20 protein-coding genes are annotated in these 22,001 nt (G+C 65.3%); 14 read left to right on the top strand and 6 right to left on the bottom strand.

Going from position 1 to position 22,001, the window contains the following annotated elements; all coding sequences use genetic code 11:
- Nucleotides 1-197: 197 nt before the first annotated feature.
- From ACN9MB_RS19775 to ACN9MB_RS19735, 9 genes are all read left to right on the top strand, one after another.
- A complete protein-coding gene (locus ACN9MB_RS19775) occupies nt 198-659 on the top strand; it encodes a hypothetical protein (protein WP_426269999.1) in 462 nt (153 codons plus the stop codon).
- Nucleotides 660-799: 140 nt separating this feature from the next.
- Nucleotides 800-1,345, top strand: coding sequence for a peroxiredoxin (locus ACN9MB_RS19770; protein WP_426269998.1), 546 nt, complete (start codon nt 800-802; stop codon nt 1,343-1,345).
- Complete coding sequence (locus tag ACN9MB_RS19765; RefSeq protein ID WP_426269997.1) at nt 1,345-1,899, top strand: hypothetical protein; 555 nt, start codon at nt 1,345-1,347, stop codon at nt 1,897-1,899. The genes ACN9MB_RS19770 and ACN9MB_RS19765 overlap by 1 nt, the downstream gene beginning before the upstream one ends.
- A gap of 68 nt (nt 1,900-1,967) precedes the next feature.
- Nucleotides 1,968-2,720: a DUF2884 family protein gene (locus ACN9MB_RS19760; protein ID WP_426269996.1), complete on the top strand. Its 753-nt coding sequence runs from the start codon at nt 1,968-1,970 to the stop codon at nt 2,718-2,720.
- A gap of 109 nt (nt 2,721-2,829) precedes the next feature.
- On the top strand, nt 2,830-3,264 hold the full coding sequence (locus ACN9MB_RS19755; RefSeq protein ID WP_338031027.1) for a PA2169 family four-helix-bundle protein: 435 nt from the start codon (nt 2,830-2,832) through the stop codon (nt 3,262-3,264).
- Between the two features lie 120 nt (nt 3,265-3,384).
- A complete protein-coding gene (locus ACN9MB_RS19750; RefSeq protein WP_426271952.1) occupies nt 3,385-3,867 on the top strand; it encodes a DUF924 family protein in 483 nt (160 codons plus the stop codon).
- 26 nt (nt 3,868-3,893) lie between these two features.
- A complete protein-coding gene (locus tag ACN9MB_RS19745; protein ID WP_204637347.1) occupies nt 3,894-4,166 on the top strand; it encodes a DUF2845 domain-containing protein in 273 nt (90 codons plus the stop codon).
- A gap of 229 nt (nt 4,167-4,395) precedes the next feature.
- Complete coding sequence (locus tag ACN9MB_RS19740) at nt 4,396-4,710, top strand: DUF2845 domain-containing protein (protein WP_426269995.1); 315 nt, start codon at nt 4,396-4,398, stop codon at nt 4,708-4,710.
- A gap of 62 nt (nt 4,711-4,772) precedes the next feature.
- On the top strand, nt 4,773-5,993 hold the full coding sequence (locus tag ACN9MB_RS19735) for a low temperature requirement protein A (protein ID WP_426269994.1): 1,221 nt from the start codon (nt 4,773-4,775) through the stop codon (nt 5,991-5,993).
- Between the two features lie 76 nt (nt 5,994-6,069).
- On the opposite strand, the gene ACN9MB_RS19730 is transcribed toward ACN9MB_RS19735, so the two are convergent.
- Together ACN9MB_RS19730 and ACN9MB_RS19725 are read right to left on the bottom strand one after the other, a co-directional pair.
- Nucleotides 6,070-7,086 (bottom strand): 2-dehydropantoate 2-reductase, encoded by a 1,017-nt coding sequence (locus ACN9MB_RS19730; RefSeq protein WP_426269993.1) that lies wholly within the window; start codon nt 7,084-7,086, stop codon nt 6,070-6,072.
- Entirely contained in the window at nt 7,083-8,741 is a 1,659-nt protein-coding gene (locus tag ACN9MB_RS19725; protein ID WP_426269992.1) for an FAD-binding dehydrogenase, read from the bottom strand. Before ACN9MB_RS19725 ends, ACN9MB_RS19730 begins: the two co-directional genes overlap by 4 nt.
- 195 nt (nt 8,742-8,936) lie before the next feature.
- Here ACN9MB_RS19725 and ACN9MB_RS19720 point away from each other — a divergent pair, with 195 nt between their 5' ends.
- From ACN9MB_RS19720 to lpdA, 4 genes are all read left to right on the top strand, one after another.
- Nucleotides 8,937-9,776, top strand: a complete 840-nt coding sequence (locus tag ACN9MB_RS19720) for a DUF2884 family protein (protein WP_426269991.1) — start codon at nt 8,937-8,939, stop codon at nt 9,774-9,776.
- Between the two features lie 139 nt (nt 9,777-9,915).
- The gene (locus ACN9MB_RS19715; RefSeq protein ID WP_426269990.1) at nt 9,916-10,749 is read left to right on the top strand and encodes a mechanosensitive ion channel family protein; all 834 of its coding nucleotides are present in this window, start codon (nt 9,916-9,918) and stop codon (nt 10,747-10,749) included.
- 195 nt (nt 10,750-10,944) lie between these two features.
- A complete protein-coding gene (gene aceF, locus ACN9MB_RS19710) occupies nt 10,945-12,645 on the top strand; it encodes a dihydrolipoyllysine-residue acetyltransferase (RefSeq protein ID WP_426269989.1) in 1,701 nt (566 codons plus the stop codon).
- 102 nt (nt 12,646-12,747) lie between these two features.
- Nucleotides 12,748-14,535, top strand: a complete 1,788-nt coding sequence (gene lpdA / locus ACN9MB_RS19705; protein ID WP_426269988.1) for a dihydrolipoyl dehydrogenase — start codon at nt 12,748-12,750, stop codon at nt 14,533-14,535.
- A 63-nt stretch (nt 14,536-14,598) separates the two neighbouring features.
- On the opposite strand, the gene ACN9MB_RS19700 is transcribed toward lpdA, so the two are convergent.
- Nucleotides 14,599-15,633, bottom strand: a complete 1,035-nt coding sequence (locus ACN9MB_RS19700) for a hypothetical protein (protein ID WP_204637339.1) — start codon at nt 15,631-15,633, stop codon at nt 14,599-14,601.
- A 61-nt stretch (nt 15,634-15,694) separates the two neighbouring features.
- Here ACN9MB_RS19700 and ACN9MB_RS19695 point away from each other — a divergent pair, with 61 nt between their 5' ends.
- Nucleotides 15,695-16,192 carry a hypothetical protein gene (locus tag ACN9MB_RS19695; protein ID WP_426269987.1) on the top strand — a complete coding sequence of 166 codons (498 nt, stop codon included), beginning with the start codon at nt 15,695-15,697 and terminating at the stop codon, nt 16,190-16,192.
- 133 nt (nt 16,193-16,325) lie between these two features.
- On the opposite strand, the gene ACN9MB_RS19690 is transcribed toward ACN9MB_RS19695, so the two are convergent.
- From ACN9MB_RS19690 to ACN9MB_RS19680, 3 genes are all read right to left on the bottom strand, one after another.
- Nucleotides 16,326-16,994 (bottom strand): hypothetical protein, encoded by a 669-nt coding sequence (locus ACN9MB_RS19690; RefSeq protein ID WP_204637337.1) that lies wholly within the window; start codon nt 16,992-16,994, stop codon nt 16,326-16,328.
- Nucleotides 16,995-17,052: 58 nt separating this feature from the next.
- On the bottom strand, nt 17,053-18,921 hold the full coding sequence (locus ACN9MB_RS19685) for a sulfotransferase (RefSeq protein ID WP_426269986.1): 1,869 nt from the start codon (nt 18,919-18,921) through the stop codon (nt 17,053-17,055).
- Between the two features lie 75 nt (nt 18,922-18,996).
- Nucleotides 18,997-21,888: a TonB-dependent receptor domain-containing protein gene (locus tag ACN9MB_RS19680; protein WP_204637336.1), complete on the bottom strand. Its 2,892-nt coding sequence runs from the start codon at nt 21,886-21,888 to the stop codon at nt 18,997-18,999.
- Between the last annotated feature and the right edge of the window lie 113 nt (nt 21,889-22,001).

The raw sequence follows: 22,001 nt of genomic DNA, 5'->3' as shown, positions 1-22,001 counted from the left end.
GCTGCGGGTGCGACAAGCTTTTTGCTGCCTTCCGAGCGCGTCCTGGATCGAGCCGTTAACGAAGCGTGCAGCGATTTGCACATTGCGTTCACGGGAACTGCCGACGATGGAGGGGCTACGGCGGACATGTGCAAGCACTTCGCTCACCCCGGTGGCAGGCGTTGTCCAACGTTCTCATTCACAGCAAGGAGATGAAGATGATCAAGCGTTCGACGGGTATGGCAGCTCTGGTTCTGGCTTGTGCTGGCGCGATGTCGGCGGCACCGGTTTCCACGGCCCGCGCGGCAGATGCCGAAGTGAAGTGCGATCTCTCCTTCAGCCTCTCCGGTTGGTCGGCGATCTACAAGCACGCATCCGGCAGCGGCACCGTGGTGTGCAGCAATGGCGAGCGTGCCAAGGTGAAGATCTCGTTGAATGGCGGTGGTTTGACGGCAGGCAAATACCACATCGACAACGGCAAGGGTGACATCACCCACGTGCATGGCATCAAGGACGTGTTCGGCGATTACGCGCAGGCCGGTGCCGAGGCGGGCGTAGTGAAGACGGGCGAGGCCCAGGTGCTGACCAAGGGCACAGTGTCGCTGGCGCTGCACGGCAGCGGCGAGGGCATCAACCTCGGTGTCTCCGTGGGTCAGTTCACCATCACCAAGGCGGAGTAACCGCCTGGTGGTTGGAGTCTGCAAAGGGCGCCGCATGGCGCCCTTTGTTTTAGGGGCCTGTTCCAACCGGGCGCGGTCCAAGCGGAGAGCTTGAACAGGTTCTTGCGCGTACACTCTGCTTTTCGATCCGGAGTGACCCCATGCGCCGCCTCTCGCTGCTGTTGATGTTGAGTCTTCTGTTGGGGCTGCTGGCTCCCGCCTATGCCGACGAACCCGCATCCGCGCTGCCGCAGGTGGGGCAGACGGCGCCCGCGTTCCGCCTGCAGGACCAGAACGGCAAGTGGCACACGCCCGCCGATCACCAGGGCCGCTGGGTGGTGCTGTATTTCTATCCCAAGGACTTCACGCCCGGTTGCACCGCGCAGGTCTGCGCATTCCGCGACGATGTCGCCAAGCTGCGCCAGCAAGGCGCCGACGTGCTGGGCGTGAGCCTGGACGATGTGAAGTCGCATGCCGATTTCGCCGCCAAGTACCACGTGCCGTTCCCGCTGCTGTCCGATGCTGACAGCAGCACCGCGCAGACGTATGGCGTGCTCGCTTCCAAGATGGGCTTCAAGTACGCCCGCCGCACCACCTTCCTGATCGATCCGCAGGGCAAGATCGCCAAGGTGTACCAGGACGTGGATCCGGAGAAGAACTCCGCCCAGGTGCTGGCGGATCTGGCCACGCTGAAGGCGTCGCACTGATGCCGCTGATGGCGCGTGCGGAAGCGAGCCGCCGCGACGGGTTTTCGTTCTGGCGCATCGTGGTGTGGCTGATGTTGCTGCTGGCGGCGTATGGCTGCCTGCAATATCTGCTGCACGCCCAGCAGGTGTGGCGCACGCTGCACCCGCTGCCGGCATCGAATGCCGAGGACATCACCCAGCTGCAAAAGATGCTCGCCTGGGACGTGGTGTATTTCGTCGCCTCGTTCGCCCTGGTGGTGATCTGCGCGGGCGCCATTCTTCGCCAGGCCTGGGCGCGTGTGTCGCTGCAGGTGGCCAGCGTGCTGCTGGCAGTGGGCTGGGGCCTGGTGGGCGGTGTGCTGCTGTATGCGCACTGGCGCGAGTTCAGCCAGGCGGTGGCGCTGACCAACGCGCAGGATGCGTTGGACCAGGCATCGCAGATGGCGCTCGCGCATATGCGCCGCTCCTTCCTGATGGCTCTGGGCATCAAGGTCGCCTGCATCCCGGTGTTGCTGTGGCTGGCCTGGTGGCTGGGTCAGCCGCAGACGCGCGCGCAGTTCCGCAAGCTGCGCTGAGTTCGATTCAGGTGCGGTTGCCGCAGCGCGGGTTATCGCTGCGGCATCGTTTCCTCCGGTTCATTCCCATGCTCCTGCGCCGCCTGTCGATATCCGTTTCCCTCGCGCTGGCCTGCGCGGCCGCGCAAGCCCAGGATCTGGCGACCACCTGCCATGCCACCAGCAGCTACGACCTGACCATCGCGCCCGATCGCCTCCAGTTCGACCGGCCGCAACCGCTGCCGCGCCAGGTCGAGCTGCGTGACGGCAACCTGCGCACCGACGGCACCAGCGTGACCCTGCGCGCGGACGAGCAGGACCGCCTGGCGCTGTTCGAACGCGAATTGCGTGCCCTGGCGCCTCGGGCGAAGGCGGTCGCATCCAACGGCGTGGATATGCTGGCAGCGGCCATGCACGACGAAGGCGGCCGCCTGTCGCTCGACCCTGCCACCCGGACGGAGCTGGACCGCCGCGTCGCGGCCCGTGCCACGGAACTCAAGCAGCGCCTCGCCGCCAGCAACAGTACCCGCGACTGGCAGGGCAATCTGGCCGACCAATATGCCAATCAGCTGGCCTCGGACCTGATGCCCCTGCTGGCGAACGACCTCGGCCAGCAGGCCGTGAATGCCGCCATGACCGGCGATCTGCAGGCCGCGGCCAGCCTGCGGGACACCGCCTCGGACCTCACCACCCAGCTGCGGCCCCGCCTGGAGCAGCGCATGCAGGCCCTGGCGCCGCAGATCCAGGCCTTGTGTCCCGCCGTCCAGCGGTTGGCCGAATTGCAGCAGGGCATTCGCGGAGCCGGCGGCCAACCGCTGAATTTGCTCGAGGTGGGCCAGTAAAACCGGGGCTGAGCAGGATTTCCCTGGGTACCCGCGATTAACCTCCCGCTAAGTGGCAAGGGCAGAGGATGGCACCCGCAGTCGTATTTGGCCGTCAGGAGGCGACTTCGTGTCGCGTACACCGCAATACAACGCTCTCATTCGACAGGGCATCGATGACCGGGACATGTACCGTCGGGCGCTGGCTCAGGTGCGTGAGCCCGGGCTGCAGGCGCTGCTGGCAGAGAACCTGCACACCCTCGACACCCTGATCGGCGATCTGCAGGCCCAGGTGCATGCCACCGGCTCCACCCCGGCGCGCCATGGCACGCTGGCCGGTGCGGTGCGCAGCGCGCTGGCCGAAATGGTCACGGGCATGGCGTCCAACCGCGATTCGGCCTGGATCCACTATCTCGCACGCAACGAGTGCGCGCTGCTGAACAGCTTCGAGCAACAGATGGCGCAGGCCTCGGACGACTCGGCGCGTGTGCTGAGAGTCCAGTTGTCGCGGCTGCATGGCATCCATAAGGATATGCACTGCCTGGCCGGCACCACCCACGGTTGACCGGCGACCCATCGATGAGGATCGCGTGTGCCGTCGACTCCTGCGGACGTGCTGGATTTCTAGTTCGACAGCGACTCCGAAGCGCTCTGGTACGAGCGTAACGACGCCTTCGATGCTGCCATCGGCAGGCGCTTCGGCGACACGCTGGAAGCTGCCCTGCGCGGCGATCTCGATGGCTGGACCGAAACCCCCGAAGGCTGGCTGGCGCTGCTGATCGTGCGCGACCAGTTCAGCCGCAATCTCTACCGCCACGATGCCCGTGCATGGGCCGGGGATCCCGGCACCCAGGTGCTGGCGCTCGATGGCATCGCGCAGGGATACGACCAGCGCCTGGCGCCGATGCAGCGGGTGTTTGCCTATATGCCGCTCGAACACGCCGAGAGCCCGGTGCTGCAGCAGCACTGCGTGCGCCTGTTCGAACGGCTGCTGGCGTGTCAGCCGGAAGCGCAGCGTCCGCGTTTCCAGAACTACCTCGATTACGCCCGTCGACACCACGATGTGATCGCGCGGTTCGGCAGGTTTCCCCACCGCAACGCCGTCCTTGGCCGTACCGATACACCTGCGGAGCAGGCCTATCTCGCGACCCCGGGCGCGGGTTTCTAAGCGTCACCGACGACACGGAGTTCATCATGCGCCGCTATCTCCTGCTTGCCTTGCTCCTGCTGAGCGCTTCCGCCTATGCCTCCAACACCTATCGTGTCGGCAGCGAGGTACTGACCGTGGGCGACAGCGCCGTGCGTGCCATGCAGTTGATGGGCAAGCCGGACTTCAAGGAACCGGTGGAGAGCGATTTCGGCGGCTACCAGGGCGAGCGGTGGCAATACCTGCGCGACGACGGGCGGGTGGTCATCATCACCATCGTCAACGGCAGGGTGTCGGACATCGCCGATCGCTCGCGCTGATCGCTGCATCCGGATTCAAATGTCGCGACTCCCTTGTGGGAGCGCACTTGTGCGCGACTGGGGCCATACCCGTCGCGCACAAGTGCACTCTCATATGGACTGAGGATGCTTGACGAACTTGCGCGAGCGCTGCCGACATGTCGCCGCGGCTGCGAACGCATCGCGGCCTGGACCATCGCATCACTAACCTGCTCCCACGCGTCAAACGGGTGGGGAAGAGGTGCTGGCGATGCGCAGTCTCGTTGTTCTGTTGCTTGGTCTGTTGATGACCTGCCTCGCCCACGCCGGCAGTGGAACGCTGCGCGTGGGCAGCCAGGTGCTGGTGGTGGGCGACAGCGCCGCGCGAGTCGTGGAATTGCTGGGCAAGCCGGTGTACCGCTCGCACGCCAAGCCGGCCTCAGGCAGTCACGGCTGGAAGCGCAAGGGCGGCCATCGGTCGTCATCAGCGGGTGGCGAGCAATGGCAGTACCGGCAGGGGCGCCGCATCGTGACCATCGTGGTGGCCGACGGCAAAGTGGCCTCCATCCGCGACGACGGCAGCTGATCGCCGTGGCGGCAGGGCTGCCCCCTGTGCGATAAGGAGCGCGACGCCACGGAGATCGCGCCATGCCCGAGACCACGGTCAGCGCAGCAAGCCACTCGAACAACCTGCTGCGTCCGCGCCAGCCCGGGATGCACGGCAAGGTCACCAATATCGAGCTGTTCTTCGACCTGGTGTTCGTCTACGCGGTGACGCAGCTCTCGCACACGTTGCTGGGCGATTTGAGCGTGCTGGGCGCGCTGCATGTGCTGCTGTTGTTCCTGGCCGTGTGGTGGGTGTGGATCTTCACCGGCTGGATCACCAACTGGCTCGATCCCGACCGCTTTGCCGTACGCCTGTTGGTGCTGGCGCTGATGTTTGGCGGCCTGCTGTTATCGGTGGCGTTGCCGGAAGCGTTCGACGGCCATGCGATGTTGTTCGCCGTCGCGTATGCGTCGATGCAGGTGGGACGCTCGCTGTTCATGGTGTGGGCACTGCGTGATTCGCCACCGGCCGCGCGCCTCAACTTCTATCGCATCACGCTGTGGTTTGCGGTGGCGGGTGTGCTGTGGGTGGTGGGAAGCTTGGCGACGAGCGAAGCGCGCCTGGCCTGGTGGGCGCTGGCCCTGGGCATCGAATACCTGGGGCCGGCAGCGTTTTTCTATGTGCCGGGACTAGGGCGTTCCAACACGCGCGAATGGGATGTCGAAGGCGGCCATCTGGCGGAGCGCTGCAGCCTGTTCGTGATCATCGCGCTGGGCGAATCGGTGGTGGTGATGGGCAGCACCTTTGCCCAAAGCGCGCGCACGGCGGACGTGTGGCTGGCCTTCGTGTCGGCCTTCATCGGCTGCGTGGCGATGTGGTGGATCTATTTCGATATCGGGGTGGAGCGGGGCAGCCGCTCGATCCGCGAATCGGACGATCCGGGCCGCACGGCGCGATTGGGCTACACCTATCTGCATCTGCTGATCGTCGCCGGCATCGTGGCTTGTGCCGTGGGCGACGAGCTGAGCCTGGGGCATCCGCACGCCATCGCCGGAACCGCGCAGATCGCCGTGTTGCTCGGCGGTCCGGCGCTCTATCTGCTGGGCAATGCGTTGTTCAAGCAGACGGTCAACCACACCAACCTGCCGCTCTCGCATCTGGCGGGGCTGGGCGTGCTGGTGCTGTTGATCTGGCCGGCGCAGGCGATGTCGGTGGCGACGCTGGCGGCGGCCACCACCGTGATCCTGGTGGTGGTGGCGGCGTGGGAAACCGTGTCGCTGCGTAAATTGCGGCGCGAGTTGTACAGCACGGACCAAGAGTGACGTGTGGAGCGCACGCTGTGCGCGACCACCACGCTGCGCCGCCTCGCTTCGTGCCGGTCGCGCACAGGGTGCGCTCCTACAGGGTGAGTTCGGCCAGCAGTTCGGCTGCGCTCCACGCGCGTCGCGTTTGTTCGGCCTCATGGATCAATTGCACGAGACGTTCGTTCACCGGTGCGGGTACGTGATGCTGCATCGCCAGTCGAACGATCTCGCCGTTGATCGCATCGACCTCGGTGGGGCGGCCTCGTTCCAGGTCCTCCCACATCGACGAACGCGCCACCGGATCGATCGCCAGCAGTCGTGAAGCGAGGCGCTTGAACCACGCGTCCGGCATATCCAGCACGCGCGGCAACCACATGGGCGGCAGCGGGGTGAGCTTGGCGGGATGAATGTCCGCCGCCGCGAACACTGCGAGCGCCTCGCGTTGTGCCAGCGCCAGGCAGCGGCGCCAGTCGCGTTGCGAGAGTTCTTCCTTCAACGGCACATTGGACAAGGCATTCAGTGCATTGTTGAGGTTGAGCAGCAACTTGGCGGCCAGCACGGCCGGCATGTCGCTGCGCGCCGTCAACGGCAGACCCGAGGCTTCGAATACCGGCAGGAACGCCGCCAACGATTCGTGCGCCTCGACCATCAACTCGCCCGCGGAACCCTGGTGGAAGTCGCCGGGAATGCGTTGCAGCACGTTGAACGGCACCATCCCGGCGAGCACCGGATGACCGGGCAGCGCTTCGCGCAACGTCGCCGCGTTGTGCAGGCCGTTCTGGAAACTCACCACGGGTACGCCAGGCGCGATGACTTCCGCCAACTCGCGCGCCACCGTTTCGGTGGCCGACGACTTAACCGTCACCAGCACCAGATGCGCCTTGGCGGCCGCGAAGGGATCGACCTGCAGCTCCACGTCGCGCGTGGCCACGTGTTCATGGCCGCCTTGCAGGTCGCTCCAGTCCAGTCCGCCATGGATGCGCCACGCGTCGATCACGCGGCGTCGGCCAATGCAGGTGATGCGTGCGTTGTCGTGCAGCCGGGCGCCGAGATAGCCGCCCACGCTGCCGGCGCCATAGATGGCGATGCGAGGCAGGGCATGCACGCTCATGCGATCGCCTTGGCCGCAGCACGACCCGCGATACGGCCGGAAAACAGGCAGCCACCGAGGAAGCTGCCTTCCAGCGCGCGATAGCCATGCAGGCCGCCGCCGCCGAAACCGGCCGCCTCGCCCACGGCATAGAGGCCGGGCATCGGTTGGCCATCGTGGCCGAGCACGCGTGCATCGAGATCGGTTTCCAGGCCGCCCAGCGTCTTGCGCGTGAGGATGTTCAGGCGCACCGCGATCAACGGGCCGTTCGCCGGATCGAGCAGGCGGTGCGGCTTGGCCACGCGCACCAGCTTGTCGCCGCGATAGCGACGCGCGTTGTGGATGGCCATCACCTGGCCGTCCTTCGTGTACGGGTTGTCGAACTGACGGTCGCGCGCTTCGATTTCCCGGCGAATGTGCGCGACGTCGAGCAGCGTATTGCCGGCCAGCGCATTCATGCCGGCGACGAGTTCCTCCAGCGAGTCGCGCACGATGAAATCGCGGCCGTGTTGCTTGAACGCTTCCACGGGCGCGGGCGCACCCTTGCCGATTGCGCGCTTGGCGACCTGGCGCCAGCTCTTGCCGGTGAGATCGGGGTTCTGTTCCGAGCCCGACAAGGCGAATTCGCGGCGGATGATCTGCTGGTCGAGGATGAACCAGCTGTAGTCGTGACCGGTGCCGCGCAGATGCTCCAACGTGCCGAGCGTGTCGAAACCGGGCCACAGCGGACCGGGCAGCCGCTTGCCTGTCGCGTCGAACCAGAACGACGACGGACCCGGAAGAATGCGGATCGCATGCTTGGGCCAGATCGGATTCCAGTTCTCGATGCCTTCCACGTAATGCCACATGCGGTCGCGATTGATCAGCCGCGCGCCGGCGTTTTCGCTGATGCCCAGCATGCGGCCGTCCACATGCGCGGGCACGCCGCACAACATGTGCGTGGGCGCCGGACCCAGCCGCTCCGGCCAGTTCCTGCGCACCAGCGCGTGGTTGCCGCCGATGCCGCCCGAGGCCACGATCACCGCTTGCGCGCGTTGCTCGAAGCCGTGCAGCACATCGCGCGAACTCGGCTTGCCGCGTTCCATGCCGTCGGCGGCCAGCACGCTGCCGCGCACGCCGACCACGGCGCCGCCTTCCACGATCAGTTCATCCACGCGATGACGGAAGCCGAACTGCAGCAGGCCTTTCGCCTGCGCCTCGCGGGCGCGCCGCACGAACGGCTCGATCACGCCCGGACCGGTGCCCCAGGTCACGTGAAAGCGCGGCACCGAATTGCCGTGGCCGATGGAACCGTGGCCACCGCGTTCGGCCCAGCCCACCACCGGAAACCAGCGCATGCCCATCGCATGCAGCCAGGCGCGTTTCTCGCCCGCGGCGAAATCCACGTACGCCTCGGCCCAACGGCGCGGCCAATGATCTTCCGCGCGGTCGAACGCGGCGGTGCCCATCCAGTCCGCCAGCGCCAGTGCATGCGAGTCACGCACGCCCATGCGCCGTTGTTCCGGCGAGTCGACGAAGAACAATCCGCCGAACGACCAGAACGCTTGCCCCCCCAGGCTTTGTTCCGGTTCCTGTTCCAGCACCAGCACGCGCTTGCCGGCATCGGCCAGCTCCGTGGCGGCCACCAGCCCGGCGAGGCCGGCTCCCACCACGACCACATCGCACCCATCCCGCATTCCCCGCCTCCCCGTGGCGATTTGCGTTCCCGAACTTAGCGTGATGGCGAGAGCATTCCTATGCGCGCTGCGTCATAGCCCAGAAGTCTCGGGTGACTGGTGGCACGGCATGACCACAGGCCCATGCCGGAAAACCATGCTGTGCCGCATCGTGGCTTTCGAGGGCCACGGAGGTGGCGCACGGAGGGGCGGGGCATGCGTATCACCATGATGGCTTGCGCGATGGCGGCGGGACTGACGCTGGGCGGTTCGCTGCATGCGCACGATTTCCAGGTGCATGACGGGCATTGCGGCTATTCCACCGCCTACGACGTGCAGGTCATGCCCAACGGCATCGGTTTCCATCGCGACGCGGGTCAGCCGGTCGACGTGTTCATGCATGACGGTCACCTGCGCGTGAATGACCGCGAGGTCGCGGTGAACAGCGAGGACGCGACCCGCCTGCGCGACTACGAGCAGCAAGTCCGCCAGCTGTTGCCGGAAGTGGCCGGCATTGCGCGCGAAGGCGTGAACATCGGTTTCGCCGCCATGCGCACCGTGCTGATGACCTTCGCCGAGAACGACGACGAGCGCCGCCGCATGGTGGGGCGTCTCGATGAAAACCATCAGCAGGCGCTGGCACGCCTCGACGCAGGCCTGGGCCAGGGCGTGTGGAAATCGGACGACATGGAGGCGGTGGTGGAGAAGAGCGTCGAGGATTCCGTGTCCGACCTGGTTTCCAAGGTGGCGGGGCAGGCGGTATCGGCGGCGCTCTCGGGCGACCAGAGCAAGGTGGCCGCGCTGGAGGCCCGCGCCGATTCGCTCGACAAGAGCATCGACCGCGAAGTGAACAAGCGGGCGAACGAACTGGACAAGCGAGCGGAAGCCCTGTGCCCGCGGCTCAGCTCGCTCGACGCCCTGCAACGGCAGTTCCAATTTCGCCTGCAGGACGGCTCGCGCCTGCAACTGCTGGCGTACAACAACAAAACCAACAACAAGAAGCTGACACCAGCCACGGACAGTGCGCGCGCCGGCGGAGGCGAATCCGCGCACTGATCTTACGTCGGAGCTCCCCTGCTCGACCTTCGGCCGCGTCGGCTCCCCCGGCGCGGTCGCTTTATGCGTGCACGCAACGGAACCTTGATCCATGGGTTGCTAGGCTCGCGGGGTTTTTTCCTTGCGAGAACCGCCCTCCATGCACGATCTCCTGGCCCGTCTGCCACTTTCCGAAGCCACCATCGCGACGCTGATCAATATCGGCCTGGCCCTCCTGATGCTGTTGATCGGCCTGTGGCTGGCGGCACGCGTGGCCAATATCGCGCAGCGCGCCATGCAGCGGGCGAATGTCGACATGACGCTGAGCGGCTTCCTGCGCAATCTGATCTACGGCGTGCTGATCGCGATGCTGATCGTGATGGCGCTGCAGCAGGCCGGCGTGCCGTCGGCGCCGCTGGTGGCGGCGCTGGGCGCCGGCGGACTGGCCATCGGCCTGGCCTTGCAGGGTTCGCTGAGCAACCTGGCCTGGGGCGTGCTGCTGATCGTCTTTCGCCCGTTCCGCGTGGGCGACTACATCCAGGCGGGCGGTGTGGAAGGCACGGTGGAAGCGGTGAGCCTGATGCATACGATGCTGACCATGCCCGACAACCGCGAGGCGGTGGTGCCCAATGCCAAGATCGGTTCGGACGCGATCATCAATTTCAATCGCCGCGGCACGCGCCGCTTCGAGCTGAAGCTGCGCATCGGCTACAAGGACGACATTGGCAAGACGATGGACTTGATCCGCAGCCAGTTCGCCGCCGATCCGCGCATCCTGAAAGATCCTGCGCCCGGCGTATGGACGGAAGGCCTCAGCGACGCCGGCGTGATGCTGGTGCTGCGCGCCTATACCAACAGCGGCGACGGCTGGGGCGCGCAGACCGACCTGCTGCGTGCGCTGAAGGAGCGTTTCGAGGCCGAGGGCATCAGCCTCTCGCCGCCGCCCCCCTCCATGGTGCTGCAGCATGGCCGGCTGCCGGAGCAGACCACCTGACGAAGTGGAATGCATCGGCGGGCGAGCCCGTTGCGATGGGTCGGAAGGCGGCTAGACCAAAGTAGTGCATACGTATGCGAATGGTGCCTTCAAACGATCCAAAAGCGTCCGGAACGGGGTCTCGTTCGCTATCATTGAATACCTTAAGCGGCCGTCATCCCCGCCGGCTCGCCATCGCCATCCGTAGGAGAAACCATGGCCGACCTTAAAGAAGCACGCGTTCCCGATATCGGCAGCGAAAACGTGCCGGTAATCGAAGTGCTGGTGAAGCCCGGCGACAAGGTGGCCAAGGAGCAAGGACTGGTCACGCTGGAGTCGGACAAGGCGACCATGGAAGTGCCGGCCCCGTTCGCGGGCACGGTCAAGGAAATCAAGCTGAAGGTGGGCGACGAGGTGTCCGAAGGCACGCTCATCGCCATCATCGAAGCCGAAGGCGAGGCCGCCGCACCCGCCGCCAAGCCCGCTGCCGCGCCGGCCAAGGCCGAAGCGCCCGCCAAGGCCGCGCCCGCTGCGCCGGCTCCCGCACCTGCTCCGGCCGCCGCGCCTGCTGCCGCTGGCGGCGGTGGCGTGCAGGAAGTGAAGGTGCCCGATATCGGCAGCGAAGACGTGCCGGTGATCGAGATCCTGGTGAAGGTGGGCGACACCGTCACCAAGGACCAGGGCCTGATCACGCTGGAATCGGACAAGGCCACCATGGAAGTGCCGGCCCCGTTCGCGGGCGTGGTGAAGGAAATCAAGGTCAAGATCGGCGACGAGCTGTCCGAAGGCAGCCTGATCGCCCTGGTGGAAGCCGCTGGCGGCGCACCTGCCGCCGCGCCGGCTCCCGCTGCCGCGCCGGCGGCTGCCAAGGTCGAAGCGCCGAAGGTCGAGGAGAAGCCGGAACCCGTCGGCGGTCGCAGCGTGCTGCCGGGCAATGCGCCCGAAGGCGACGTGGCACCCACCGCGCGTCCGCCGTTCGATGCCGGCATCGTGATGCCGGGCGATGCGCCGTACGCCAGCCCTGCCATCCGCGCTTTTGCGCGCGAGCTGGGCGTGGACGTGCGCCAGGTGAAGGGCACGGGCCGCAGCGGCCGCATCCAGCGCGAAGACGTCACCGGTTACGTGAAGCACGCGCTGGCCTCCGGCGCGCGTCCCACCGGTGCGCCGGTCGCCGCGGGCGGCGGCCTCAACCTGCTGCCGTGGCCGAAGGTCGACTTCAGCAAGTTCGGCGAGATCGAAGAGAAGCCGCTGTCGCGCATCCAGAAGATTTCGGGTGCCAACCTGGCGCGCAACTGGGCGATGATCCCGCACGTCACCCAGCACGAAGATGCCGACATCACCGAGCTGGAAGCGTTCCGCAAGAAGCTCGGCGAAGAGAACAAGGATCTGAAGGTCACCCCGCTGGTGTTCCAGATCAAGGCCGTGGTCGCGGCGCTGAAGAAATTCCCGCAGTTCAACTCCTCGCTGGATGTGACCGGCGAGAAGCTGACCCTGAAGAAGTACTTCCACATCGGCATCGCAGTGGACACGCCCGATGGCCTGGTGGTGCCGGTGATCCGCGACTGCGACAAGAAGGGCCTGCTGGACCTGGCCGCCGAACTGGGCGAGATCTCCAAGAAGGCGCGCGACAAGAAGCTCGGTCCGAACGACATGTCGGGCGGCTGCTTCTCGATTTCCTCGTTGGGCGGCATCGGCGGCACTTCGTTCACGCCGATCGTCAACGCACCGGAAGTGGCCATCCTCGGCGTGTCCAAGGCGGCCATGAAGCCGGTGTGGAACGGCAAGGAATTCGCGCCGCGCCTGATCCTGCCGCTGTCGCTCAGCTACGACCACCGCGTGATCGACGGCGCGCTCGCCGCGCGCTTCGCTTCCTACCTCGCACAGCAGCTGGGCGACATCCGCCGCCTGCTGCTCTGACGCCTGAGCGTTGCTCCCTCTCCCCTCTGGGGAGAGGGCCGGGGTGAGGGGCCCGTCTTGCGCCAGTCCTCACTGCGTAGCGAAAAGAACTAAGGATTCCCCATGGCAAGCACCATCGAAATCAAAGTCCCCGACATCGGCGGTCACGACAACGTGCCGGTGATCGAGGTGCTGGTGAAAGTTGGCGACACCGTCGCCAAGGAACAGAGCCTGGTCACGCTCGAATCGGACAAGGCCACGATGGAAATTCCGTCGAGCGCCGCCGGCGTGATCAAGGAACTGAAGGTCAAGGTGGGCGATGAAGTGTCCGAAGGTGCGGTGATTGCCGTGCTGGAAGCCGCCGATGGCGCGGCCAAGGCGGAAGCGCCGAAGGCCGAGGCACCCAAGGCTGCTGCACCGGCACCGGCCGCTGCTCCTGCGCCCGCGCCCGCCGCTGCGCCGGCACCGAAGGCCGCTGGCGCCTCGGGCCGCACGCCCGACATCGAATGCAAGCTCGTGGTGCTCGGCTCCGGCCCCGGCGGCTACACCGCCGCCTTCCGCGCCGCTGACCTCGACGTCGATACGGTGCTGGTCGAGCGCTATGCCTCGCTCGGCGGCGTCTGCCTCAACGTGGGCTGCATCCCGTCCAAGGCGCTGCTGCATGCGGCCGCGGTGATCGATGAAGCCGAGGCCATGGCCGCGCACGGCGTCACCTTCGGTGCGCCCAAGCTCGACCTCGACAAGCTGCGCGATTTCAAGACCAAGGTGGTCGGCAAGCTCACCGGCGGCCTGGCCAGCATGGCCAAGCAGCGCAAGGTGCGCACCGTGCAGGGCGTGGGCACCTTCGTTTCGCCGAACGAAATGGAAGTCCAGACGGCCGAAGGCACCAAGCTGATCCGCTTCGAGAACGCCATCATCGCGGCCGGCTCGCAGGCCGTGCGCCTGCCGGCGTTCCCGTGGGACGACGAGCGCATCATCGACTCCACCGGCGCGCTGGAACTGAAGGACGTACCGAAGAAACTGCTGGTGGTCGGCGGCGGCATCATCGGCCTGGAAATGGCCACGGTGTATTCCGCGCTGGGCAGCGAAGTGACCGTGGTCGAGTTCATGGACCAGCTCATTCCCGGCGCCGATGCCGATCTGATCAAGCCGCTGGCGCAGCGTCTGGCCAAGAAGCTCAAGGGCGTGCACCTGAAGACCAAGGTGGTGGAAGCGAAAGCCACCAAGAAGGGCATCGAGGTCAGCTACGAAGGCGAGAGCATTCCCGAGACCACGCTGTTCGACCGCGTGCTGGTCGCCGTGGGCCGCTCGCCCAACGGCAACAAGATCGGCGCCGACAAGGCCGGCGTGGCCGTGACCGATCGCGGCTTCATCAACGTCGATACGCAGATGCGCACCAATGTGCCGCACATCTACGCCATCGGCGACCTGGTGGGCCAGCCGATGCTGGCGCACAAGGCCACTCACGAAGCGCGTGTGGCGGCGGAAGTCGTGTCCGGCATGAAGAGCCATTTCGACGCACGGGTGATTCCGTCGGTCGCTTTTACCGATCCGGAAATTGCCTGGGTCGGCGTGACCGAGCGCGAAGCGAAGGAAAAGGGCCTGAAGATCGGTGTGGGCAAGTTCCCCTGGGCAGCCAGCGGCCGCGCGATCGGCATCGATCGCACCGAGGGCTTCACCAAGCTGATCTTCGACGAGGAAACCCATCGCATCGTGGGTGCCGGCATCGTCGGCCCGCACGCGGGCGACCTGATCAGCGAGCTGTGCCTGGCGATCGAGATGGGCGCCGAGGCGGCCGATATCGGCCTCACCATCCATCCGCATCCCACGCTGGGCGAGTCGGTGGGCATGGCGGCCGAAGTCTACGAAGGCACCATCACCGATCTGTACCTGCCGAAGAAGAAAAAATAATCGCGACAGATGCGATGTGCAGAAAGAGCCCGGGAATTCCCGGGCTCTTTTTTTATGCCGCGATCAGTTCGACTCAGTGAACTGGATGTACGGCGTGGAACCGCCCGCCTTGGTGCAGCTGCCGAGGTTGAGGTTGTTGCTCTCGCCGGTGGATCCCGAGTTGGCAACGCACGACGGCACGGCCGTCGAGCCGTCGGTCACCGCCAGCTTGACGGTGATGGACGAGCCGCTGTTGAACTTCGCTTCCGAACCGCCAGCGTTGCCGACGACGTTGAATTCGCCGACCTTCCACACCTGGGCGAGCAGCAGCACGCTGTCCTTGCCGCTGGAGGTATAGGCCTTGGTGCCATTGGTGAATACCACCGTGTCGTTGCCGCCGGCGGTGACCGAGCCGGTGAGCTTCACGTTCGCCAGCTGCGTGGCCGGCACATCGGGTGCGGTGGCCGCTGCGCTGTTCTTGTAGCAGTCGCCTTCGCCGTCGCTGCCGAAACCGCTCGGGCAGGTGGTGCCGCCGTAACCGATCAGCCAGTACTGCATGAACACCGCCGCCTGGCCCTGCACCTCGTAGTCGGGCGCATAGACGAACTGCTGCCACACCGTGCAACCGGAGTGGCTCTTGCACGCGGAGGTGGTGTCGTCGAAGCTCGAATTGATCTGCAGCGAGTATTCGTTCGCGCCCAGGATGCCGCCGCCGCCATACGCAGCCACGCCCACGCCGCTCTCCGAGGTCACGCCGGTGACGGACGGGAAGCTGCCCACGGCCTGCGTGATCAGGCTCGTGGTCTGGATCGTGTAGTCGTTGCCGTTGCCGGCGGTCTGCGCGGCGCCATTGTTGAACAGGCGGAAGCGCGGCACCGGTGCCACGCGCGGAGTGACTTCATGGCACGCGGCCTGGTGCCAGATGACGCTGGGGTAGGTGGCCTCGAAACAACCTTCCGACGGCGTGGCGATGTGCGCCATGCTTTCGCGCCAGCTCGCCTGCGCCTGTTCTTCCAGCGCGCCGAGGTGGTTGGATGCCGTCTGGGCGGAAACGACGGCGGGAATACAGGCGGCGGCGATCAAGCCGGCGAGTACAGCGATCTTGGTTTGTGCACGCATGGTTATTCTCCCTGGTACGCGAATAGCTATCGATTTCGGCTCCGGGGAATTCCGGTAGCCGATGACGGACAAAAACAAACCCTCACGCCGCAACGGAGCGTTGCAGCGAATCTCTTGCGCTTGCGTTGATCCTTCCAAGCGGAAGGAGTTGGAGCGATCACGTTTCGATCACGAACACCCGAAAATCCGCCAGGCGGCGAGTGCTCTACCCGGTTTGGTAACGCATAAAAATCGCGGTTGCAAATCGAAAAATAGTGCGTCGGCTGTTGTAAGCAATTCGACAGCGAGCGTTGCATTGCTTGAAACGATGCGAGCTGTTGAGGCACAACAGTTTCTTCTTTGCAGAAAGTGCGCGAACGTGTTGCGCGATTTCGAGGTCGACGTAAATTGTCACGAGCGTGAATTTCGTCATCACGACGATTTGAAGAAGCGGCTCATGTCATGTATCGCACATGCAGCAAAAGTGCTTAAAACAAGCCATTTTTGTGCTGCACGAGATGTCTGTGACGTGCTGCGCATTTCGCGTGTGGCGTCGCGCCGAGTTGTGATTGATGCGTGAAGTCTTTCGATGGCACGCGCAGTCTTGCGCGACGCTGTATCGGAGCTTGTCTGCTTCCCGTTGCAAACAGGCTGCGACAGGATGAAAAAACGCCATGCCGCACGGTGCGGCATGGCGTTTTTCCAAGCGGGGTTTACTGTCCCTGTTTCGCCAATGCAGCCTTGATCGGCAGCGAGGTCTGCTCGAGATAGCCGACGGTCTCGTTCGAGGTGTTGATCATCTGCTGCAGCACCGTGAGGAACTCGATCGGATCGACATCCTTGCCCAGGCCAATGCGTGTATGCAGGTCGACCATGCGCGGCGCATCGAGCGCCAGGGTCATGTTGTGCGCGGTCCAGCTGGCGGCGTCCCGCTGCGCGGCGTAGGCCGCCGCAAAGCGATGCAGGCGCTCGACGTCGATCCAGGAGGCGGACTGGTTGGCCACCGCCACATCCCATGCCTCCGTGCTGAAGGCGGGCCAGTTGATGCCGAGCTTGACCTGGTCGTTCAGTTGCCGGATGTGCTGGTTGATGTCGGCGTCGGACTTGCCGCTGCGGACGTCGTCGATGATCGCCTTGTCGACGGCGATCAGCGGCTTGAGATGCTCCTGATCGACGTCGATGGCTTTCTGGATGTCGCGCAGCGTGTCGCCCAGTTCGGCTTCGATCCGCGCACTGGCGTACTCGGCCGCGTGCCGGTGGTGCACGCTCTCGATCCACTGCTCCAGCCCCAGCGCGGTAAGGATGCTGAGCACGATCATCAGGTAATGCTGCGCGAATTCGCGAAGCGAATGCAGCTTCACTTTGGGGACTTCGAAATGCATGTTGAATTCTTCCATCACGGACCATCAAACGCGCGACGCGCCAGCGCCGCAGTAAAAGTCAGGCGTCGTAACCCAGGCGCTCCATCATGGGCTGCAGGATGGGCAGCACGGGTTCGAACATGTCGCGGTAAGCATGCCAGCGATTCACCGCCTTGCGGTGGATACCCTCGGTGACCTGCGCGTAGCTGGGCGTACTGATGTATCCCTTGGCCCGCGCATGCTCGGCGAAGCGGGCCATGGGCGATGCATCGGCCAGCTCGAGGAACTGGCCGAGGCGGCTCACCTGCTCGTCGAAGCGTTCGACCACCGATTCGTAGCGCCATTCCAGCACCCGTGGCGCCAATACCTCCACGTTGCCGAACCAGTGCTCGAAGGCCTGGACGTAGCCCTCGGCGAGGCGCTGCAGCGATGAGCACATCACCATGAAAGCGGGCGAGCGGAAGGGCTGCATGAAGCAGCTCAGCAGCACGTCGCACGGATGCCGCAGGCAGAGAATGATGCGAGCCTCGGGAAACAGGCGCGCGATCATCGGCAGGCACAGCATGTTCAGCGGATTCTTGTCGACCAGGCGATGGGCGCCGAGCCCGGGCACGACCTTGGCCGCCAGTTGACGATAGATCGCGCGCAACTGGTCGGCTTCGCCCTGGCTCAGGTTCGCCAGTCCCGCTGGATACGGTTGGCCGGCGAGATTCATCCGCTCGGTCAGCTCGTAGACGAAGGCGCGTTCGTCCATCGAGCGGAAGTCGGGGTGTGCGTCGAGCATCTGTTCCAGCAGCGTGGTGCCCGAACGCGGAAAGCCCACGACGAACACCGGACTGTCCTGCTTTCGCGGCCCATCGAGCGTGCGCCATCCATCATGTTCACGATGGCTGACGCCGTGGGCCGTCATCGCCAACGGCCGGCTTCCTTCGGCGAGCAGTTCGGGAACGATGTCGCGTGCAGTGGCGAGCTGGACCTCGTGCGCCATTTCCGCAGCCCGCCAGGCCTGCTGGTGCTGCCCCTGTTTGGCCAGCGCGGCAGCGAGGGCGAACGCGGCATTGGCGCGCACGTCGTGCTCCTGCGCGGTATCGAGGATGCGCTGGCTGAGCGTGGCCGCGCCGGTGCTGTCGCCGAGTCGAGCCGCTACAGCCGCGTGAGCGCTCAGTCCCTCGCTGCGCAGGGCTTGGTTGACGGCGGGGAGCGTCTCCAGCATTTCCAGCGGCAGTCCGGCCAGTTCCGCCTGAGCTTGTTCGATGCGGTTGTTGCGCTCGTGCAGGGCGGCGCGCCGGGCGGCGAGCCGCCAGCGAGCGACCTGGGCCTGCTCGCCCTCGGGCAGCACGGCTTTGTCGAGCGCCGCGAACGCGTCCGGCAGGCAGCCCTGGGTGGCGAGCATGGTGGCAAGGATCAGCGCCTGCTCCACCGGCTGAGGCGGCCACGCTTCGGCACCGTCCAGCATCGCCTGTTCGCCGCTGTTGTCGCCGCACACATGGCAGGCATAGGCGGCCTGCAGCCGTGCATCGATGAAGGCGGGCACCAACTGCACCGCTTCCAGCAGCGCCTCCCGTGCCTGCAACCATCGTTGCTGCTGCGCGTAGAGCAGGCCGAGGTTGTAGTGGATCTGGGCCTCCTGCGGCGCCAGCGAAAGCGCCTGCCGCAGCGCGTGTTCCGCCGTGGGCAGGTCGTCCAGCTGCCGCGCGACGACGGCCAGGTTGTTCCAGTATTCGGCGACGTCGGGACGGCGATCGACAAGGCGGCGGAAGCTGGCCAGCGCATCGTCGAGTTTGAATTGAGACTGCTGCGCCGCTCCCAGCAGGAGCAGCACGGTGTCGTCGGCATCGCCGGCCTGCGCCACGGATTCGCCCAGCGCCAGCACCGTCGCCATATCGCCGCCGTGATAGGCAGCGAGCATGCGCGTGGCAACCTCGGCGGTGGAAGGGGGCTTGGACATCGCCGCATGCTAACAGCGAAAAGGCCGCGGCTGGATCGCCGCGGCCTTTGGTTTTACTGCTTCGAACGACCTCGCTTAGAACTTCACCGTCGCACGAGCCCAGTAGTAACGGCCGATGGTGTCGTAGGTGGCGGTGTCGACGTTGTAGTTCACGCCGTTCTGGTAGATCAGCGGCGGCACGCGGCCGGTCAGGTTGTCGATGCCCAGGTCGAAACGCGTCTTGATGACCGGGACTTCGTAGCCTGCCGAGATCGAGTGGTAGGTGATGCCACCCATCTGCGCGCTGGCTCCGGTCAGGAAGTCGGCGTTGAGGTTGGTGACGTGGTTGATGTAGCGGCTCTGCCACTGGGCGCTCCAGTTGCCCAGCGCCCAGTTGAGGGTGAACGTGCCGCGCAGACGCGAGATATTGCCGAACTGCTGCGAATAGGTGCCCGCGTAGTCGACGGTGCTTGCACCAGGCTGATTCGGCGTAGCGTCTACTTTGTAGGTGGAGGTATAGGTGGCGTTGAGTCCGGCCTTGAACCTACCCGGGTCTACGCTGCCCACGTCGAAATGCGGGATGGCATAGTTCAAGGTGAAGTCGACGCCGCTCGTGCTCAGGTTGCCCAGGTTCACCACCGGCGTATTGATGTAATTGACCGCACCCGCCAGCTTGCTGGTGTTGTCGTAGCGGTTGATGTACGAGCAATACGGACTGTTGTTGTTGGCGTAGCACGAGTTCAGCACGGTCTGCGCGGCAATCGGGGTGAGCGTGTCCGTCAGGTAGATGTGCCAGAAATCCAGCGAGCTCGATACGCCTTCCAGCCAGCTGGGCGAATAGACGAAGCCGATATCGATCGACTTGCCCTGCTCGGGCTTGAGCGAGGTGCCCACGGCGGCCGCGCCGGAGTAGTAGCCGGTGACCTGACCGAGCGGGTTGCCCGTCCAGTTGACGGGAACGTTCTGGCAGGCAGCGGTGTGCTGGTTGAGTTCGGCCTGGCTCAGACCCACGCATGGGTCCGAAACCGTGGGGCCGGCGACCGTGCGACCGTCGTACAACTCATCGAGGTTGGGCGCGCGGAAGACCTGCGAGACCGTGCCGCGCATGAGCAGGTCGGCGATCGGCCGATACTCGATCGCGAACTTGCCGTTGGTGGTGTTGCCCGAGGTGTTGTAGTCGGAATAGCGCACACCCAGATCGACATTCAACGAGTACGCCCACGGCTGTTCCGAAAGCAGCGGAATCAGCGTTTCGGCATAGACTTCCTTGACGTCGATGCTGCCGCCGCCGGGCGAGCCACAAGCTTCGGACAGCACCACACAGGTGTTGGTGGCCGGGTCGAGCAGGGCGTCGCTGGTGACGTTGTAGTCGAGCGTGGACTTGCGATACAGCGCGCCGACCGAGAGCTGCATGGAGCCGGCCGGGAGATCCCAGAGGCTGCCGGAAGCATTCGCCTGCGCCTGCTTCATGCTGCTGGTGAGCGTGTACTGCGGCGCGTCCACGCCGTTCTTCAGCAGTGCGGTAACGGCCGGATCGGCCTGGTTGAAGATGTTGGCGCCGCCGTCGATGGCCGCCTGGAAGGCCGGCACGTTCACTTCGTTGTAGTTGGTCTGCACACGGCGGGTGTGGCCGTAGTCGAAGCTGGCATCCCAGATCCACGTGCTCTGACCGAACGCACCGCGCAGGCCGGCATTGAGCTGATAGTTGTCGGTGGTGAAGGTATGCAGGCGCGTGCCCAGGCCGGTGAGGCGCGTGCTGAGCTGGTAGCCGCTCGTGTTCGGATCGCCGATGGTGCCCTGGCTGAAGGTCACGCCGAACGGATTGATCGGGTTGCTGGCCAGCACATTCCAGCCGTCGCCGACGCTGGTCGGTGCCGGTGCATCCTGACCACTGGAGCTGGTGTGGTTGTAGAACGCATCGCCGAAGAACGTCACGCTGTCGGCGATCTTGTAGTTGCCGGACACGAAGAAGTTGCTGCGTTCCTGCTGGGTCTGGATGTAGTTGTAGGCGTTGTAATTGAAGGTATCGCCGGCGCCGCCGTAGCAGCGGTAGTTGCCCAGGCTGCTGCCGTTGCCGTTGCCCAGCGTGACGTACGTGTTGCCCTGCGAATTGAGTGCGCAGCCGGCCGCGGCGGGCGAGCTGCCCGGAATAAGAATGCGGCCAGAGGGAATGGTGCCCGAGCCCGCAGCGTTCACCACGCCGCTGGAAAGATACAGCTGGTGGGACGAGAAGCCGCGACGGGTGGCGAGCACCGGGCTGTACTTGTTGTAGTCGACGCCGGCGACGATGTTGCCTTCCTCGCCACTGGCGCCCACGGTGAACTGGCCGCCGTGCCGCTGCGCGTCGCCATGGCTGGAAATGCCATCGTTCACGCTGAGCTCGGCGCCCTTGAAGTCCTTGCGCAAGATGAAGTTGACCACGCCGCCGATGGCGTCGGAGCCGTACACCGTCGAGGCGCCTTCAGCCAGCACGTCCACGCGCTCGATCATGTTCTGCGGGATCATGTTGACGTCTTGGTTGGCCAAACGTTGGCCGTCGACCAGTACCAGCGTGCGGGTCACGCCCAGGCCGCGCAGCGATACGCGTGCCGCGCCATCGCCGCCTTCCAGCGTGGGGCTCGCGCCGCCGCCGCCGTTGCTGTTGTTCTGCGTATTGGTGGCATTGCCCGAAATGCTGGGCAGGGCCTGCAACACGTTGCCCAGGGTCGGGCTGCCGTTGTTGGTGATGGCTGCGCGATCCAGCGTGACGACCGGGCTGGCCGTCTCCGCGTCCACGCGGCGAATCAGCGAGCCGGTGACCGAGACGGCAGTAAGCGTCTTGGCGCTGGCCTTGTTCGCGGGTTGTTGATCGTTGGTGCCCTGACTCTGTGCGTTCGATGCGTCCTTGTTCGTTGCGTCCTGTGCCTGGGCCATGGCGGCCGTGGAAGCGATACCAACAGAAAGGGCCAAACGCACCGCTATCGATAGACGATTGTAATTGGACTGCATGGTTGTCTCCCCGAATTCGTAGGCAAAAGAGTCCCCGCTATAGGCGCCTAGACGTCTATAGGTGTTGCACCGCTTGATGGGTTCCCCGAGGCCACTCTTTCAGGAAATGGGTG

Source organism: Dyella kyungheensis (genome assembly GCF_049913195.1).
GTDB lineage: Bacteria > Pseudomonadota > Gammaproteobacteria > Xanthomonadales > Rhodanobacteraceae > Dyella > Dyella kyungheensis.
Note: the sequence above shows the minus strand (reverse complement) of the source record. Positions and strands in the feature narration are given on the sequence as shown.